Genomic DNA, 14,997 nt, shown 5'->3' on the forward strand with positions numbered 1-14,997 from the left:
AATCAGCTTGTGCTTTTTAATCCTACCGAGCCTCTAGTGCATGCCGCACCAGATTATTTAGCACTCCACCGTTGCCACGCCGCTTGTCGTGAGGTTCCCGCAACCTGGGCTACAGCAGCCCATGATCCGTTCTCCGCCAAGGTGCGCGCCGATTCGCCGAGGGACTCACCAATTTTTGCTTGGAGTCGCAACAGCGCCTGAAACGCCTCGATGTCTGGGACGCTCGCCAAGTCGCCCAAGAGCGATTCGGCTTGAGCTTCAATTCCAGCGACGTCGATGGATTCAGATGAGTTCACCTCCCCATTCTTTCATCACCAGCACGCCGTCGCGACCATGACAGCGCAACGCACGCTGCGTCGTCGTACTTACTGAATACTGAACTGCAAGCGATGCCAGCCGGAGGAACCATCCGGGGCGGGGGGCGCAACCTCATCAGCTTGGAGCTCACCGTTCGCATCGGTGGCCCGGACGGTCGCGGAATGGCTGCCAGAGGTGGCGTCATTCCACTCGTAGCGCCACTGCCGCCACGTGTCCGCGGAAACGTTGGAGGACAGCTCCGCCTCCTGCCACGGGCCGTCGTCGATGCGCAGTTCCACGCGAGCAATGCCCGTGGTTTGCGCCCACGCGGTCCCGCCGAACACCACTTTTCCCGCGGGGAGGTTCGCGAAAGAGCGCGGGGTTTCAATGCGGGAGGACATCTTGATGGGGCCGCGCTCAGACCACCCACGCGTGGTCCAGTATGCGGTCTTGTCCTGGAACCTCGTGACTTCGAGATCCACCACCCACTTGGTGGCCGAGACATAGCCGTACAGCCCGGGAACCACCATGCGCACGGGGAAACCATGCTCAAGCGGCAGCGGCTCATCATTCATTCCGATCGCCAACAGCGCTTCACGGTTATCCGTGAGCACTTCGAGCGGCGTGGACGCACTGAACCCGTCCTGTGAGGTGGACAGCACCATATCTGCCCCGGGCAGCGGAACCGCTTGCTTCAGTAGCTCCCGCAGCGGGTAGCCGAGCCACTTAGCATTGCCCACCAGATCCCCGCCCACGGGGTTAGAAACGCAGGTCAGCGTCAGGTAGTGCTCCACGAGGTCCTTGCTCAAGAGCTCGTCGAAGGTGAGCGTGAACTCGTTCTCCACCATGCCGTGGACCTTGAGAACCCACTCTTGCGGGTCGATGCGCGGCACGGAAAGCGCAGTATCGATGCGGTAGAACTCCTCATTGGGCGTGATGAACCGAGAGACGCCCACGGTGTTCAGGTCCTCGCCCTTCGGGAGCTCAGGCACGGTGACTTTCGCGGCCGGCAGACCCAGCGCCGAGCGGGCTGCCTCCACCGCGTTACTCGCGCCTCGCAGGGCTTGGGAAGCACCGGCTGCGATCACGCTCAGCACCACCGTTCCCGCAGTGCCCAGCAGGAAGTGTCGCCGCGCGGCGGCTCGGCTTGAATCGGGTGCGGAAGCGCTGCCGGCTTCCGGCGCCGATGATGATTTTCGAGCCAAGTGAGTCAGCAGCCTCAAAGCACTAAGACCCAACACGGTGCCCAGAGCAGTGGGAACCAGATCCGTGAGGGTAGTCGACGAGCGCGTCATCACTGACGCGGCGAGGACTGCCGCCAACAAGAGCACCAGCGCGGATCCGGCCATCATGCTGCGCTTGGCAACCAATCCCACGATGCCTGCGAGCGCGGCGGCCACCACGCCCAGGGTGATGAACAAGAACAGCTTGTCATTGGTACCGAACAGCCCGATCGCCCAGTCTTTGAGCCAAGCCGGAGTGAAGTCGATAATCGTGGACCCCAACGCCACCATGGGCGCGGAAGCGCTCGAGAAAAACCCCGAGATCGCCTGTGCGGTGGTGAAAAGTACTAGCGCCGAGCAGACTCCTGCCACGGCGTACCGCCACGGGAAACTGGCTCGTGCGCTGTTCGACGTATCCATTCCTCATTCACCCCACTGCTTGCCGGCCGCTAGATGTTGACCGCGGCCCCATGATTTCGGACCGTTAATTCCAGCCCATTGCCACTAGTTCGGAGCCGGTCAGGCTTTAGATTGGAGTGCTCTGCCGTGGAGCTGGAATTTGCAGGGCCTTCCACTAGAGCGCCTGCAAAATGATGGGATCCGAGGTAGGAGCGTCCGATCCCCCGGCCGGTTCAACCGTGATTCCGAAATGGGTGACATCGGACATCGAACCGGAGATCATCTTCATGCCCTCAGCCTCCGAAGTATCAAGCATTCCCGCCGGCGTTGCCCCCTCGGCGGAGATCAGCCAGAGCTCATAGCCCTTGTCCTCAGGCAGATCCGGCATACCGGTGGTGGAAACGGCCATCATCCCGGAAGCCACCGAGTAGGACAGCCTGACAGTTGCACCGTCATCGAGGGTCTGCAACTTCGACTTCATGTCCGGTGCGCTCAGAATCTGCATCATGCCGTCGCGCTCGGTGGCCAGAGCCGTGGCGCGCTCGTTGAGCGCTTGTTGCTGCTCATTCAGATTCCACGCAACCACTCCCAGCCCACCCGCGGTCACGAACAGAACGCTCGCGGCGAGAGCGAAAAACTTTTGGTGCGAGTTTTTCGGGGGCTCAGTTCGGGCTTCAGGCTTAGTTTGGATTTCGGTCTCGGCTTGGATTTCAGGCTCGGCTGCGGCGGTGGGTTCAGCAGGAACCTGTACGACGCCGGAGATTGCGTTCATGAGGTTGGCCTTGAGCCGTGCGGGTGGTTCCGTAGGCGTAGTGCCAAGGCTCAAGAGGGCGGCCGTTTCTTGGAACGAATCGAATTCCTGGCGCGCGGTCTCCGATTCTTCGGCCTGACGCAGTACTTGTTCCCGCTCGGCATCACTGAGCGCGTTGAGAGCGTTCAACGCATTCAAAGAGCTGGGCTCGAAGTCGCTTGATAGCTCGTCGTTGTTCTTGTCCATCACGCGACTCCCATCAGATCTCGAAGTTTCTTCATGCCATCCCGTATTCGGGTTTTCACAGTCCCTAAGGGAAGTTGAAGCCTGTCGGCAACCTCTCCGTAGGTGAGGCCACCAAAATACGCCAGTTGTATGGCCTGACGCTGTGGATCGCTGAGCTGTTTCATAGCGTCCGTCATGCGCTCACTCTCATCGTGAAGAATCGCGCTGTCTTCCACATCGTCATAGCTCTCTTGAAATTCTTGAATTCCCACCTTGAGATCCCGTTGACGGCTGGCTTGGCTTGCCCTGATCCTATCGACGGCGCGACGATGCGCAATTGTCAACAGCCAGGTAGCGGCACTGGCTCGTTGGGGATCGAATCGGGCGGCGTTCTGCCACGCTTCAACGAAAATTTCCTGAGTGACTTCTTCGCTTTGTGCCTCATCGCGCAAAAGATGCCGCACAAGACCGAAAACTCTGGGAGCAAGGCGGTCATAGAGATGAGCGAACGCAGCTTCATCCCCTTGTGCCACTTGGGACACAAGAGCTTCCATGCTCGGAGTGAATTCCGACGTTGATTCACTCGATCGATTCGGAATCATACGCTCAAGGGTCTCATAGCGTTTGGGCCTCTATTCATGCTCACGTCAGCGGCGGACGAATGATTGTTCACCCGTCCGCCACTGACCTGCCTTCGTACTGAGAGAGCAATTACTTCTTTGCCGGCGGCATCAGCACCGTGTCCACCAAGTAGACCGTGGCGTTGGCGGTCTGAACACCACCGCAAATGACGCTGGCACCGTTGACCATGAGCTTGTCACCACTGCCGCTGATCTTGACGGTGTCCCCTTCGACCGTTTTAAGGTCACCCTTCAAGTCATCGGGTGTGATTTGGCCAGGAACCACGTGGTAGGTCAGGACCTTGGTGAGCGTGTCCGCATCATCCGTCACGGCCTTCAAGTCCTTGGCTGGAATCGCAGCGAACGCTTCATCGACGGGAGCGAACACCGTGAACTCGTCACCGTTGAGCGTGTCCACCAAGTTGACGTCCTTGTTGAGCCCACCGGAGACAGCCTTCGTTAGCGTGGTGAGAAGCGGATTGTTCGAGGCCGCGACGGCCACGGGATCCTGCGCCATACCAGCAACGGATCCTTCACCGTCTGGAACAGCCTTCGCGTAAGCCGCGCAGCCCGTTCCCACGAGGTTGGCCGCTGGATCCATGGCCGATTCGCTGCTCATCGCCGAACTCGATGAAGACGCAGAACTGCTCGGCGCCATGCTTAAGCCCGAACTCGAACTCGAGCCTGACCCCGAATCTGTGCCCATAGAACAGGCGCTCATACCTAGAGCTGCAACTGCTGCGATCGAAAACAGTCCAACCATTTTGCGCTGTGTGTACTTCATGTCGATCTCCTTGCCTCGAGCCCTGAATGGGCCACTCGGTGTCCCAAACCATTCGGCCCGGGCTGTCACAAGGTGTTCGGAGCGCTCCAGACAGCGGATTGGATCTCACCCAAAACTTTTTTTAGTAGCCCAAGAACCGCGATCCGTTAGAGAATAATCGTGCGCGAGGCTGCGTCGTCGTCATGGGTAATTCGCCAGTGCTGCCCGCGCCAACGGTACTCAGCCACCCCCTCCGTAGGGCGATACATGACCGAGTAGAGGGTGCCGAAGCCCGCGGAGTACTCCGTGCTGAAGAGTGGCTTTTCCAGGAATTCATCGAACGTGGTCTCGGCTTCGCGGTGCTCGCTGAGCAGGCCGTCGAGGTGTTCGAGTCGTTCAACGGAGCGGAATCTCGCAGCTTTCTCCGGGAATTCGGGGGTAACTCCGTGGTGGTTGGTGGCGGCGGGGTGATCGCTGAACTCGGCAGGCTGGCCGGGGGCAACGAATGCCGTAAAGCTCTCTCCGCTGCGATCAATCACGGTCACCTTGTAGGACATCGCCACGGGGATGCGTGCCAGGATTTCGCGCGCTTGCTCGAGGGTGGACGCGGTCTCCAAGATATAGCGGATGACAATCGGAATCGCGAAGCCTTCACCGCTGCCCGGACGACCGCCGAAGGTTAGCGAGACCGCGAGGCCGGATTCGTTCATGCCGTCCAAAAGTCCCCACAGGCAGTCACCCGTGCCGGTGACCTTCTTGCCACGGAACGCGCTCGTGTAAATGGTGCGTTCCCAGAGGTCCGGGTTGTAATCGTAGTTGCGGATGAGCGTAGGCGAGGGGTCGGCGAAGGCAATTTGGGAGCACGCTGGCGCGAACGCAGGCATGTTCCACATGGTCAAAAAGCGGGCGGCGTCCGGGTTGTTGCCGGTGAGCTCAACGAGCTTACGGTAGGTGGGCATGAGCTCTGGCATGTGCGCAGCGAGTTGGGCCTGGGCTTCGGTCAGGCTGGGCCTCTGGGACACGTCGCCACTGCGGTACCACGCGAGGTACGCAGACTTCGTAGCCTTAAACAGTGCCTTCCACTGCTTGCCGGGCTGGCCCTCTACGATGCGGAAGATCTCGATCTCGCGACCGGCGCTGGCGGCCCTCCAGTCGGGTGCCGTCCAGTTAGGTGCCGTCCGGCCAGGGGTCGCCGCGTGCTGTGGCTCAACGTTCTGAGGTGCGTAGAGCGAGGCCCAGTCAATCGCTGACCAATCGACGGACGCCCAATCAATCGCTGCCCAGTTAGCGGATAGCCAGTCGATATCCCCCAGCCCCGAGGCTGAGGTGAGGAAGGCGAAGGGGTTAGTGGATGACGAGACGTGGTGGGAAGAGTTTCGGGTGGTGCAATGAGTTGTTGTCATGGTGTCAAGTTTGTCTTGACGTCATGACGTTTGTCAACTTTTCCTTTACAGCCCTTCTAGGCGACCCACCGCCGCTAGCGACCCCACCACTACCGACCCCGCCACTGCGGCGAGCGCTTCTCGATGAACGCCGCCCGACCCTCCTTCGAGTCCTCGGTATGGAACGCCTGATAGAACGAACGCGCTTCCTCGGCAAGACCGTCTTCGACGCTCAAATGGATCATGGAATGCATGGCACTCTTCGCGTTCGCGACGGCGGTCGGCGACTTTTCGGCGATCTCTGCGATGGTCGCTTTCGCGGCATCCAACATCTCTTCCACAGACCCAAATGCACGGTTGACAAGGCCGATTCGTAGCGCCTCGTCTACCTTGATGCGTCGACCGGTGAAGATCAGCTCGCGGGCGATTCCCACGCCCACACGCTGCTGGAGTCGCACGGATCCGCCGAACCCAGGCACCAGGCCCAGGTTCACTTCTGGCTGCCCGAAGCTTGCGCGCTCGCTCGCATAAATGAAGTCGCACGCCATCGCGAGTTCGCAGCCGCCGCCGAGCGCAAAACCGTTCACCGCCGCAATCACGGGCAGCGGGAGCCGCTCGAGCCGCAACGTCACGGCCTGCATGCTTTGCCCGTACGCGAGCGCCTGATCCGGGCTCATGGCGTTCATCTCGGCAATGTCCGCGCCGGCCACGAAAGACTTTTCGCCGCCACCGGTAATGATGACGCCACGAACGGGCCACTTTGCATCCGTTCCGGCCATTTCCAGCTGCGTCACTAGCCGCTCGAACTCGCTCACCACCGCTTGGCTGAGCGCATTCAGCGCGGCCGGCCGGTTCACGGTGACCACCAGCGCGGGGCCGTCCTGCTCAATCACCAAGTTCTCTAAACCGCTGAAATCCATGAATTCCTCCTCAAACGTGACACCTAAATGCAGTCTAGGTCACATAGGGGTTTCATTCTTGAGTAAGACGACGCCGCTTAGCTCCCAGCGTCACTTCCGTTGCGATTTACTTCAGGGATACAACACCCGTTCACCAAGTAGGCTCCACATCATGAAGCCTTTTCTGGTTCGCCGCGCAACAGCCGAAGATGCCGAGGGCGTGAAAGCCGTCCACATCACCGGCTGGCGCGAAGCGTACGGCCACGTGCTGCCGCAAGAGTTTCTGGACGACCTCGAGAACCACATTGATGTGGACCGGTGGCGACGTACCCTGGCTGGTCCAGATGAGATCGCCTATGTAGCGACCATCGCCACGGAGAACCCGCGGATCATCGGATGGGCGACGGCCGGAAAATCTCGCGAGTCCGATGCGCCAGCAGAACTAGAGCTCATGGGCACGTACATCACGTCCGAGTGGTACGGAACCGGAGTTGCTCACGAACTCATCCAGCACGCGATTGGCACTCAGGCAGCGTACTTGTGGGTGCTCAAAGACAATGCGCGCGCTCAGGCGTTCTACCGCAAGGAAGGTTTCGAACTCGATGGCGCGGAACAGAACTACAAGCTTGGCCCCAGCGAGGTGCGGATTGCTCGAATGAGCAGACCCGAATGAGTCGAGGGGTCTAGCTCTTCCGCGTTTCAGAACGAATTTAGGACGTCCGCGGCGGGAACTGGCGGAACTTCCGCACGTAATTCACGGCGTTCATGGCCAAATACGCCCAGCGACGCGGGTGCTTCTCCGCCGAATACATGAGCGGGTTCACCACGCGCTTGGCGGCCATTAGGCGTCGAGCCTTCTCTCCCACGGTTCCGCGCAAGTGCTTACGCAGCAGCGGCAACGGCAACACCGTGTAGAGCAGCTCGGCGTTAGCCGCGTCCACTCCCCCCACCCGCTGGTAGCTGCCGGTCTCCACGGAACGCGCGTTGGCGGCGTCGTACTCCTCGCCCAAATAGCGGCGCACGTAAAAGCGAGCCGCATTGTGCCCCGTGGCGGTCACGTAATAGTGGTTGCGGCCCAGACGCGGGTTGAGCTCGAAGAATTTCACTTGGCCATCGCGCGGATCCAGTTTCGCGTCGATCATGCCGAAGCCCTCCCACTTGAGCGCTTCGAGAAGTCGGACGCCGTGGTTGATGACTTCCTCGTTGACGCCTGTGACAATGCCGGCGGAGTTACCCAGCACGATCGGCGAGTGCTCCTCCACCACCACTTCGCCATACGCGGCAAACGTGACGTGACCAGGCTGTTCGGCCCAATAGGTGCACAAGCGCATGTGGTCATCGCCGCCGGGAACGTATTCCTGCAGGATGAACTTCTGGCGGTACCCGGAGCCGGCGATGCGGCCCAGCAAGGACAGCAGATCGCCCTCGTCCGTGATGGTGTGAATCTTCTTCTTGCCCTCAAATTTCGCGCTCACCCAAGCGGAAGAGTCGGCTGGCTTGCCGATCAGCGGGTACGGCAAATTCTTGGGGGCAGGGGCGCCGGCGGCGTGATCCACCATGTCGACGGCAACCGTGACGGGGTGCGGAACGCCGAGTTCAGCGCACAGTTCGTAAAAATTCTCCTTGAGCGCGGCCCGCTCCATGGTGTCGATATCCACATACGGAATCACGTACGCGTCCTCGAGCATCTCGCGGTGGCGCGTAATGAGCGTGACCTGCAGGTCCAGCGAACCAAAAAGCATGAGCGGTCGCTGCCCGGTTGGGCTTAGTTCTTGCGCTAGTTCCCGCAAATACCGTACGACGACGTCTGCTTCCGTCATGGTTCCAGCGGGACGGACATCCACGGCGACGGAGTAATCGAGGACGCCATTGCTGCCGGCGGGAACCACCACGCTGACGAAACCGTACGCTTCGTGGAACTCGCGCGCGAGCGAGTAAGTACCGATATCCCCACCGAGGATCACTGGGACAAAGGGCTGAGTATCCGGCACGCGCATGTGTTCCAACTTAGCGCGTGAGGGGCGTTTGATACGAAAAGGCACAACTTAGGTTGTGTGATGGGTCACCCTCAGCGGCACGGCGCCAACACTCTGGCCAGTTTCTCAGTACTCTTAGTGCGCAAGAGCGTTACGCGACATACTTTTCTGTGCCGCAATGGCGCAGAAAAGGAGTACTACATGGATGCCAGCGAACATCTGCACATCGTCGTGATGGGCGTTTCCGGCTCAGGCAAAACTAGTTTGGCGAAATTGTTGTCCGAAAAACTCGGATGGCCCTACGCCGAGGCGGATGAATTCCACCCGGCAGAGAACATCGCCAAGATGACTGCGGGCCACCCGCTCACGGATGAGGATCGTTGGCCCTGGTTGCGCAAAATGCGCGATTGGATGACCGCGCACACTTCTGACGGCTCGGGATCTATCGTGACGTGTTCGGCGCTCAAGCATTCTTACCGCGATCTTCTGCGCGAAGCAGATGGGCGCGTAGTCTTCATTCACGTTAAAGCCCCCTCCAACGTGATCGAGGAACGTCTTGATCACCGCGAGGGGCATTTCATGCCATCTTCACTGCTGCCTAGTCAGTTCGCGACGCTCGAAGAGCTTGGCGACGACGAGGGCGGCTTCAACATTGAAAACAACACCACCCCCGCAGACCTTGCAGACCGATCACTCGTAGCTTTGGGACTGACTAACGGTGGAGAAGGGACGTCCCGATGACCATCGAAGGATGGACTCAAACTCTGGGCGCCACACCGCTTTTGCTGATTGCGCTTGCGGCCATTGTGGTGCTCTTGGTCTTGATCATGAAGTTCAAGATCCACGCATTCATTTCGCTCATCATCGTGAGCCTTTTGACCGCGTTCGCAACGCAGATCCCCACCGGCAAAGTAGTCAGTGTTCTCACCACGGGCTTCGGTAACACGCTTGCTAGCGTTGCCCTGTTGGTGGGTCTCGGCGCCATGTTGGGCCGCATTGTGGAACAGTCCGGTGGCGCAAAAGTCATCGCTGACAAGCTGATTTCTATCTTCGGTGAGAAGCGCGCTCCGTTTGCTCTGGGCGTTGCATCTTTGATCTTCGGTTTCCCGATCTTCTTTGACGCTGGCCTTGTGGTCATGCTTCCTGTGGTGTTCTCCGTAGGCCGCCGTTTGGGCGGATCCGTGCTCTTGTACGGCCTTCCAGCCGCTGGCGCGTTCTCCGTCATGCACGTCTTCGTGCCACCGCACCCGGGCCCAGTGGCTGCCGCTGAATTCTTCGGCGCTAACGCTGGCTACGTCCTCATCCTTGGCCTCTTGGTTGCTATCCCTACCTGGTACGTCACGAGCTACTTGTTCGGTATTTGGGCTGGCAAGAAGTGGGAATTCCCGATTCCGGCCATCCTTGGTGAAGCCGATGCTGAGCACGAAGCCAACCCGCCACGCTTCGGCGCCGTTCTGGGCGTCATGCTCATTCCTTTGGTGCTGATCTTCCTCAACACCGGCTTGAACGCTCTTGCGACCGCTGGCGTTCTTCCTGAGGGCAGCAAGGACCAGGTCTGGTTCCAGTTCTTGCGCGCACTCGGTGAGACCCCAGTTGCCCTCTTGATCGCCGTGATCGTGGCCGCTTTGGTCTTGGGCCGTAAGCAGGGCATGTCCTCCACCGCCATTCAGCAGGTCATGGAGCAGGCTCTTGGCCCCGTATGTTCCGTCATCCTGATCACCGGCGCCGGCGGCATGTTCGGCTCCGTGCTGCGCACCTCAGGCATTGGTGCTGCACTTTCTGATGTTTTGGGCGACATGGGCATCCCGCTCATCTTCGCTGGCTTCATCATCGCCGGAATCCTGCGCATTGCTCAGGGTTCGGCAACCGTTGCACTGACCACCGCTGCGGGCCTCTTGGCACCGGGTGTGGCTGCCGCTGGCCTCAATGAGTTCCAGCTCGCCGCCATGGTCATCGCCGTTGCTGGCGGTTCCGTGATCGCTTCCCACGTGAACGACTCGGGCTTCTGGCTGGTAGGTCGATTCTTCGATCTCGACGTCAAGACCACCCTCAAGACCTGGACGGTCTTGGAGACCTTGCTCGGCGTGATGGGCTTTATTTTGGCCGCCGTCGCGTTCGGTTTGGCTGGGCTCGCCGGCTAGCGGAACTCTTTCCGGATTTAGACCCTGACGTGGCTGAGGCGCCTTTCGCCTTGGCCACGTTTGGTTTAACCGAAGACTTCGCCGGCTTGGATTGCTGCCGTGCCTTACGTGCTTCGGCGGCTTCTTGCTGTTGACGCTCTTGCGTGAGCGGCTGCCGGGAGGACGACGCCGATCGCCCGCGGACAATGCCGATAAATTCCGCTACGAGGGGGTCGGCTTCAATAGCTTCCGCGCGGGCGCTAGGCCGGATAGGATCCACGCGCATCCACGCGAGACCCACGTGCGTTGAAGGGGCACCCTCGAGCACTTTCCACACGACGTCCTTGCGGGCGTGCAATCGGGCGAGAGACATGGGCATCACTGCTAGTCCGGCCCCGGACCCCACGATTTCTAAGGTCATTTTGGGACCGTACTTGTCCACGTCAAGGAAGTTCTGGCCCTCAACAGCGGAGGCGGGAACGGACTCATCGAAATACTCGATGTCATGGTCCTTCGGCGCGCACACCACCGGAAGTTCTTCATAGAGCGGGATGACGTGCAGAGCCGGCTTCCCTGGGCTCGATGCAGCGGAGGCGGGCGAATCGCCACTCCAACGAATGAACGTCAGATCGGCGTCCCCGCTTTCCAACAGCGCAACGTACGCCGCAGCGTCGTCGTACTGGAAAATTTCTAACGGATGCTCCTCGAGGCGCGCACGCCATCGATCGATCCACTTTCCGGGCATGACCCCGGCAACATACGCAATTTTGAGCCCTGCCACGCGGACAGCCTACCCGTTGTAGGCCGCCGCGCCGCAGAATCTCAGGCGTTCAGAACGCCATGGTCCGGCTCAAGAACACTTTTCACTGCGTTCTTGACCGCCGACTACCGCGTACTTAGGCAGTTTTGACGATGTACACGTCGCATGGAGCGTTGTTGACCACACCGCTCGCTACGGAACCCAGCACGCGGCCGAGTCCCTTCATGCCAACGTTTCCCACCACAATGAGATCGGCGCCCAATTCCTCAGCCTCTTTCACGAGACCTTCGGCCGGCTTGCCGTGGATGGCGCCGGAGGTGATGTTTGCTTCCGGGAATGACTGGCGCAAACGCTCGGCAATGTTGGCGGAGAGCTTGTTTGCCTGGTCGGCGTCATCCAAGATCCACGTATCACTTCCAATGTGCACCACTTCGGTGTTGTCCTTTGCGTGCGCGGAAACGACGCGAAGTTCATCGCCCGTCTTCGACGCGAGCTCAGCTGCGCGAGTGGCCGCGTCAAATGCGGTGTCGGATCCATCGACGCCAACAATGATGATCTTGCTCATGGTGCTCCTTAGAGTGCGTTCTTGCGGGGGTACTGCTACGTCGCTGGGTTAGTGGACGTTGTCCTGAAGGAAGGTCACCGCGCGAGTCCACGCAAGTTTCGCGTGGTCTTCGCGGTAATTTCCCATGGGGTTCTCATCATTATGGAACGCGTGAGGCGCGTCATAGTAGTAATACTGAACTTCGGTGCCCGATTCTTCTCGAATCTGCTTCTCTTGTTCGCGTGCCTGATCCACAGGGAAGAAGTCATCTTGCTCGGCGTAATGGCCTTGAACCTTTGCCGTGATGGTCTTGAAGCTCTCCGGAACACCCTGACCCACGCCGTAGAACGGTACGGCTGCAGAAACTTTGTCTCCGGCCTGTGCAGCAAGTGAAAGTACAAAGCCACCGCCCATGCAGAAGCCAATGGCTCCAACGGTTTCGCTCGTGACCTCGTCTCGGTTCAACAGGTAATCGACAGAGCCCAAAAGCAAGCGTGCGCCTTCTTCTGCGGGGAGCTTGCTCATCATCTCAGCGGCCTCGGCGCCGTCGTGGGTAATGGATCCGCCGTAAAGATCCGGTGCGAGCGCCACAAATCCCAGCGCTGCAAGGCGATCACAAACGTCCTTGATGTGGTCAACAAGACCCCACCATTCCTGGATCACGATGACCCCAGGACCCTTGCCGCTCTCGGGAATGGCGATATAACCATGGGCTTGGCCCTCGGTGGAATCAAACGTGACGTTCTGGTGTGGAACCTTTGCTGGAGTCATACTGCTCTATCCTTTTCAGTCTCATTCACTTGTGACGCACCTCCCATACTAGGGAACCCCCTCCCGCTACAGTAAGTCTTAGGGGTAATCCGGGGATTTCGCCCCCGAAGTTTATGGACAGCAGCCGCCTGTGGGGGAAATCTATGACCATCAGTAGTCTGATCGACTCACTCGACGCCCTAGGTTTCGTCTTCTCCTTAGTCCTTGGCCTCCTGTTCCTGGTGTTTCAGGTCTGGCTCATCGCAACCCTCGCGCGGCGAATTCTCGGCGTTCCCGTAGGTTGGCCTCGCGCAATTTTCGTGGCTCTTCTGATGTCGCTGGTCCTGATGGGCGGCGTGCAGTTCATTGTCATGGGCTATGCGGATGATGGCTCCATTTCCGATGCCAACATTGGCCCCGCGCTCATGCTCGCGGGCCTCGCCACGTTCTGGATGTTCGCCCTCGGCGTCGCTATCTTGATGTTCCTCGAGATCCTGGTTCCCACGGGTTCCCTACCGAATCCGGTGAGTTTCTTCCGCGATTTTTCAGCACGACGACGCCGCCAAGCCCGGTATTTTCAGATCATGCGGATTGCTGTGCGGCACGGATTGGTGAGCCAGATTCGTGGTCTCGACAAGAGCCGTGATTCTCACCGAGAGACGGCCATCGCGTTGCGGGAAACGCTCAACGAGGCCGGTGTGACGTTCGTGAAGCTCGGCCAAATGCTATCCACACGATCCGACTTGCTGCCGCCCGTTTACATCGCGGAACTCTCCAAGCTGCAGACCAATGCCACCCCGGAGCCGTGGGATGTCATCCAATCGGCCATCGAGACGTCTTTGGGCCGCCCGTTTTCCACCGCTTTTTCTTTCATCGACGAGCACCCTTTGGCGTCCGCTTCCGTGGCCCAAGTTCACACGGCTCAGACCATTGCTGGCGATTCAGTAGTGATTAAGGTTCAGCGCCCGACCGCCGTGCGGCAGGTGCAGTCCGATACCGAGATTGTGCTCCGGATTGCGCAGTGGCTCGAGAAGTCAGCTCCCTGGGCCCGGGACCTAGGCATTGTAGGAATCGCCCGCGGATTCATTGATTCCTTGCGGGAAGAGTTGGATTACCGCGTGGAACGCAACAACATGCAGGCTGTTGCGGGCGCACTTCACAAGACCAACGTGCGGGTTCCTGCCGTGTACGAATCTCTCTCAAGCACTCGCCTTCTGGTGATGGAACGCTTGGACGGCGTTCCACTCGGCGACGCTCAGCACATTCTTCGAACCATGGACGATGCTCAACGCCTCGAACTTGCTCGCGAACTCGTCTCGGCAACCCTCAAACAGATCACCCATGATGGCGTCTTCCACGCGGACCTTCACCCCGGAAACATCTTCTTGTCCGAGTCTGGACAACCAGGCCTGGTGGACTTCGGTTCCGTAGGACGATTGGATCCCAGTAGCCAGCAAGCTCTAGCCATGTTGCTCTTCGCGATCGATAAGAACGACAATCAGGCTGCTACCGATGCAATGCTCATCTTGCTGGATCGTCCAGACCAGCTCAACGAGCGCGCGTTCGAACGCACCCTCGGCCAGCTCATGGTCCGCTATCGGGGCGGTTTCAGCGGCGCCGGAAGCTCAGAAATGTTCACCGCGCTCTTTGCCCTCGTGGTGAGCCACGGCTTCACGGTGCCTCCGCAAATCGCGGCGGCTTTCCGAGCACTCGGTGCTCTCGAAGGAACGCTTCGACTGATCGACCCGAGCATCGATGTGGTGCTTCTTGCCCGCGAAGAAGGCCGACGCATCGCAACAGCGCAGTTCGGGCCAAAGAAGATCTTTGAGCAAACCGAAATGCGTTTCATGCAGGCCATCCCCGCGTTCGCATCACTGCCTCGTCGCATCAACAAGATCACCGAGGACGTGGAGCAGGGCCGCCTCTCCTTCAATGTGCGCATGCTGGCGCATCCGTCGGACCGCGGCTTCCTCAATCGACTCGTTCAGCAGTTGGTTGTCGCGGTACTTGCCGGTTCCGCTACGCTCGCGGCGATCGTTCTCATCACCGCTGAGACCGGCCCCATGCTCACCGATGGCATCCGCATCTACAGCTTCATTGGATACGTTCTGCTCTTTATGGGTTTCATCCTGGCGCTCAGATCTGTTGTCTTGGTGTTCCACAGGGACTTCCGTGGGGACGATGACCAATACTGACGCAAAGACGAGTCCAATCCTGATGCCATGATTCAGCACAAGAGTGCGGGCACAACGACGGCACAATTGGCACGCCAGCGGCACTATTGAGTT

The 14,997-nt window shown here is 59.6% G+C and carries 15 protein-coding genes; 4 read left to right on the forward strand and 11 right to left on the reverse strand.

Translation table 11 applies throughout. The annotated features are described in order from the left end of the window. Nucleotides 1-53 precede the first annotated feature (53 nt). The 7 genes from HD598_RS07195 to HD598_RS07225 form a co-directional block, all read right to left on the reverse strand. Nucleotides 54-296: a hypothetical protein gene (locus HD598_RS07195; RefSeq protein WP_071894426.1), complete on the reverse strand. Its 243-nt coding sequence runs from the start codon at nucleotides 294-296 to the stop codon at nucleotides 54-56. Between the two features lie 69 nt (nucleotides 297-365). Beyond that, on the reverse strand, nucleotides 366-1,940 hold the full coding sequence (locus HD598_RS07200) for a molybdopterin-dependent oxidoreductase (RefSeq protein WP_183664823.1): 1,575 nt from the start codon (nucleotides 1,938-1,940) through the stop codon (nucleotides 366-368). A gap of 154 nt (nucleotides 1,941-2,094) precedes the next feature. Then, on the reverse strand, nucleotides 2,095-2,916 hold the full coding sequence (locus tag HD598_RS07205; RefSeq protein ID WP_183664825.1) for an anti-sigma factor: 822 nt from the start codon (nucleotides 2,914-2,916) through the stop codon (nucleotides 2,095-2,097). Then, on the reverse strand, nucleotides 2,916-3,497 hold the full coding sequence (sigK, locus tag HD598_RS07210) for an ECF RNA polymerase sigma factor SigK (protein WP_183664827.1): 582 nt from the start codon (nucleotides 3,495-3,497) through the stop codon (nucleotides 2,916-2,918). Before sigK ends, HD598_RS07205 begins: the two co-directional genes overlap by 1 nt. Before the next feature lie 109 nt (nucleotides 3,498-3,606). Further along, the gene (locus HD598_RS07215; RefSeq protein WP_183664829.1) at nucleotides 3,607-4,299 is read right to left on the reverse strand and encodes a fasciclin domain-containing protein; all 693 of its coding nucleotides are present in this window, start codon (nucleotides 4,297-4,299) and stop codon (nucleotides 3,607-3,609) included. A 146-nt stretch (nucleotides 4,300-4,445) separates the two neighbouring features. Beyond that, nucleotides 4,446-5,681: a C45 family autoproteolytic acyltransferase/hydolase gene (locus tag HD598_RS07220; RefSeq protein ID WP_183664831.1), complete on the reverse strand. Its 1,236-nt coding sequence runs from the start codon at nucleotides 5,679-5,681 to the stop codon at nucleotides 4,446-4,448. 89 nt (nucleotides 5,682-5,770) lie between these two features. Beyond that, on the reverse strand, nucleotides 5,771-6,580 hold the full coding sequence (locus HD598_RS07225) for an enoyl-CoA hydratase/isomerase family protein (protein ID WP_071894431.1): 810 nt from the start codon (nucleotides 6,578-6,580) through the stop codon (nucleotides 5,771-5,773). Nucleotides 6,581-6,731: 151 nt separating this feature from the next. On the opposite strand from HD598_RS07225, the gene HD598_RS07230 reads away from it, so the two are divergent. Beyond that, the gene (locus tag HD598_RS07230; protein ID WP_183664833.1) at nucleotides 6,732-7,232 is read left to right on the forward strand and encodes a GNAT family N-acetyltransferase; all 501 of its coding nucleotides are present in this window, start codon (nucleotides 6,732-6,734) and stop codon (nucleotides 7,230-7,232) included. A 37-nt stretch (nucleotides 7,233-7,269) separates the two neighbouring features. Here HD598_RS07230 and HD598_RS07235 read toward each other — a convergent pair whose 3' ends face one another. Beyond that, nucleotides 7,270-8,556 (reverse strand): carboxylate--amine ligase, encoded by a 1,287-nt coding sequence (locus tag HD598_RS07235; protein ID WP_071894437.1) that lies wholly within the window; start codon nucleotides 8,554-8,556, stop codon nucleotides 7,270-7,272. Nucleotides 8,557-8,736: 180 nt separating this feature from the next. Here HD598_RS07235 and HD598_RS07240 point away from each other — a divergent pair, with 180 nt between their 5' ends. Then, nucleotides 8,737-9,276 (forward strand): gluconokinase, encoded by a 540-nt coding sequence (locus HD598_RS07240; protein WP_183664835.1) that lies wholly within the window; start codon nucleotides 8,737-8,739, stop codon nucleotides 9,274-9,276. Continuing rightward, complete coding sequence (locus HD598_RS07245; RefSeq protein ID WP_183664837.1) at nucleotides 9,273-10,676, forward strand: GntP family permease; 1,404 nt, start codon at nucleotides 9,273-9,275, stop codon at nucleotides 10,674-10,676. The genes HD598_RS07240 and HD598_RS07245 overlap by 4 nt, the downstream gene beginning before the upstream one ends. Here the strand turns inward: HD598_RS07245 and HD598_RS07250 are convergent. The 3 genes from HD598_RS07250 to HD598_RS07260 form a co-directional block, all read right to left on the reverse strand. Continuing rightward, on the reverse strand, nucleotides 10,630-11,436 hold the full coding sequence (locus HD598_RS07250; protein WP_183664839.1) for a LysR family transcriptional regulator substrate-binding protein: 807 nt from the start codon (nucleotides 11,434-11,436) through the stop codon (nucleotides 10,630-10,632). The genes HD598_RS07245 and HD598_RS07250 overlap by 47 nt on opposite strands. 115 nt (nucleotides 11,437-11,551) lie before the next feature. Next, entirely contained in the window at nucleotides 11,552-11,980 is a 429-nt protein-coding gene (locus HD598_RS07255) for a universal stress protein (protein WP_071894441.1), read from the reverse strand. A gap of 48 nt (nucleotides 11,981-12,028) precedes the next feature. Further along, entirely contained in the window at nucleotides 12,029-12,730 is a 702-nt protein-coding gene (locus HD598_RS07260; protein ID WP_183664841.1) for a dienelactone hydrolase family protein, read from the reverse strand. A 143-nt stretch (nucleotides 12,731-12,873) separates the two neighbouring features. On the opposite strand from HD598_RS07260, the gene HD598_RS07265 reads away from it, so the two are divergent. Further along, entirely contained in the window at nucleotides 12,874-14,904 is a 2,031-nt protein-coding gene (locus HD598_RS07265; protein ID WP_183664843.1) for an ABC1 kinase family protein, read from the forward strand. Nucleotides 14,905-14,997: the final 93 nt, after the last annotated feature.

It is taken from the genome of Neomicrococcus aestuarii (assembly GCF_014201135.1).
GTDB classification, from domain to species: Bacteria; Actinomycetota; Actinomycetes; order Actinomycetales; family Micrococcaceae; genus Neomicrococcus; species Neomicrococcus aestuarii.

Coding starts and splice junctions, on each gene's coding strand:
- HD598_RS07200 (WP_183664823.1), bottom strand. CDS start 1,940: ATGGATACGTCGAACAGCGCACGAGCCAGTTTCCCGTGGCGGTACGCC.
- HD598_RS07205 (WP_183664825.1), bottom strand. CDS start 2,916: ATGGACAAGAACAACGACGAGCTATCAAGCGACTTCGAGCCCAGCTCT.
- sigK (WP_183664827.1), bottom strand. CDS start 3,497: ATGATTCCGAATCGATCGAGTGAATCAACGTCGGAATTCACTCCGAGC.
- HD598_RS07215 (WP_183664829.1), bottom strand. CDS start 4,299: ATGAAGTACACACAGCGCAAAATGGTTGGACTGTTTTCGATCGCAGCA.
- HD598_RS07220 (WP_183664831.1), bottom strand. CDS start 5,681: ATGACAACAACTCATTGCACCACCCGAAACTCTTCCCACCACGTCTCG.
- HD598_RS07225 (WP_071894431.1), bottom strand. CDS start 6,580: ATGGATTTCAGCGGTTTAGAGAACTTGGTGATTGAGCAGGACGGCCCC.
- HD598_RS07230 (WP_183664833.1), top strand. CDS start 6,732: ATGAAGCCTTTTCTGGTTCGCCGCGCAACAGCCGAAGATGCCGAGGGC.
- HD598_RS07235 (WP_071894437.1), bottom strand. CDS start 8,556: ATGCGCGTGCCGGATACTCAGCCCTTTGTCCCAGTGATCCTCGGTGGG.
- HD598_RS07240 (WP_183664835.1), top strand. CDS start 8,737: ATGGATGCCAGCGAACATCTGCACATCGTCGTGATGGGCGTTTCCGGC.
- HD598_RS07245 (WP_183664837.1), top strand. CDS start 9,273: ATGACCATCGAAGGATGGACTCAAACTCTGGGCGCCACACCGCTTTTG.
- HD598_RS07255 (WP_071894441.1), bottom strand. CDS start 11,980: ATGAGCAAGATCATCATTGTTGGCGTCGATGGATCCGACACCGCATTT.
- HD598_RS07260 (WP_183664841.1), bottom strand. CDS start 12,730: ATGACTCCAGCAAAGGTTCCACACCAGAACGTCACGTTTGATTCCACC.
- HD598_RS07265 (WP_183664843.1), top strand. CDS start 12,874: ATGACCATCAGTAGTCTGATCGACTCACTCGACGCCCTAGGTTTCGTC.